The 1,820-nt window shown below is 51.7% G+C and carries 2 pseudogenes; both read right to left on the minus strand.

Annotated features, from left to right (window positions below):
- Nucleotides 1-948: 948 nt before the first annotated feature.
- Nucleotides 949-1,428 (minus strand): annotated as a pseudogene (locus tag BFF42_RS26990) (reverse transcriptase domain-containing protein); the annotation flags it as partial.
- Nucleotides 1,356-1,722, minus strand: a pseudogene (locus tag BFF42_RS16005) (IS3 family transposase); the annotation flags it as partial. The pseudogenes BFF42_RS16005 and BFF42_RS26990, both read right to left, overlap by 73 nt.
- Between the last annotated feature and the right edge of the window lie 98 nt (nucleotides 1,723-1,820).

The following is a 1,820-nucleotide window of genomic DNA, read 5'->3' on the forward strand; positions in this document are numbered from 1 at the left end:
TTTTTTGTTTCCGGCATCCACAAAGAACGGAATATTCAGGTCTGCGCAACACTCAACGGCATCGTCAAAATTATCAAAGCGCAGAACCTCAGCTTCTTCTTCGTCAAAAAAAATCATCTTCGTGAAGTTTTACGACATAGCGGAGGAGTTTGCTTCTTTGAGGTGCAGGTTTTCGTTTGCGTGGTTTAGCTGAACGGGCCATATAACTACCTGAAAGACAATGATATTGTCTGTTTTTATAACGGTAATCACAGGCCATGACAAGCCGCAGCCGTCAGGCCGCCTACTCGGGGCGGTTTAGAACGCTTATTTAGTACCAGATCTTACTTATAATAAAGGGGCTTGGCAGTTTGGATAAACTATTGTCCTTATTCCACTAATACAAACTTTTTGTAAAGTATATTAAATATACTTCATTTCATACTGAAATCCCCGGAAGTATTCAATCAAACAATTACACCATAAAAGGAAGAGGGGGCCCCAATTAAGTTGTCAAGCATGTTTACTGCGCAATCGCTTGGTGCTCCGTCCCTGTACCCCGCATTGGTACTCTGGCGCTCATGGGGCTTCCACTTGCGCTTCTCCCTTCACATCGGGGTGACAGGTCCACGTTCCCCACAAGAGCCTGAATCGACTTCACGCCGCTTTTATGCCGGATGCCGCGCAGGCAGTAAACATATCCCACAGGAACGACTCCACCATTGTTTTGACATCATCTATATGCTTTCGACACATCATCAGCGGTTCACTTTCGTTCGTCTCTTCGAACCATACCTGATCGGCTCACGTCCGACCTTTTCCCATCTTGCTCACCACCACATCTCTTAAATGCAGCAGCAGTGGATGGTTTGGTGCCTGCGCCTGCACGCCGACACCGAGGGGCCTTCCCTCATCTCTTGTGCCGCATGGCTGCACAGGGACTCACGTCCCCAGGACGCGCCTTCGTGGCACACAGTCATCGGCATAGCAACAGTAAGCAACGGCAGGTTTCCATTGCCAGTTTTCTTTGACAGCAGTACTTCGGCCTCGCTGGATACTGTGATTCCAGTACCAGCGATCCTTTCTGGCTTTTCCACTCAGGTAGCGTTTATTCAGATACTGGTCGAACTCATTCAGTATGATGTTCGACAGCAACGGCGAGATCACACCGACCTGTGGCATACTTTCACTGACCGCCCGGAAGAGACCAACATCAACACGGCGTTTTCCACCGCAGTCTCATAAAACGTGCATCACTGATCCTGCGGCAGACGGCTTTCATCAGCAGCCGGTGATGTACTGTGTCGAAGTAGCTGGACAGGTCACCTTCAATAACCCGGCGCCCCGTGTTTCCCCGCAGTCGGTGAGCTGTAATAGTACGTGATGTCTCCCGCCCACTTCTGGTTCGGGCCACTGGCGTAAAAATCCTGCGTCAGCAGATTTTCTGATACAGGCAGGCCGTGTGCACGGTAACTGATCGGGCTGAACTTCTGGGAGGCTTTTGCGCTCAGTTCCTGACGGCGCAGACTGGCTGCCACGGTTTTTACGTTAAAGTGGTAACCAGAGCACACAGTTCATCCGTCAGGCGTGGGGCACCGTAACGCTGGACTGGGTAAAAGCCTTGCGGACAACGCTGTCGCAGTGCTGACGGAACTGCTGACGTGTGTTTATCCTTGTCCGCCGCTGACACCACGTATACCAGCCGCTGCGGGCCACCCGGAGTACGCGGCACATTGCCTTGATGACGGTTTACGCGGTCGCCTGCGGCAACGGCTTTCCGGCTGATGGTCGTACGGACCTTTTTACCCCGGAGAACACCGGCAAGTCCCATAACCGCCATG

Origin of the sequence: Shigella sp. FC1661 (assembly GCF_001712525.1) — a bacterium.
GTDB classification, from domain to species: Bacteria; Pseudomonadota; Gammaproteobacteria; order Enterobacterales; family Enterobacteriaceae; genus Escherichia; species Escherichia coli.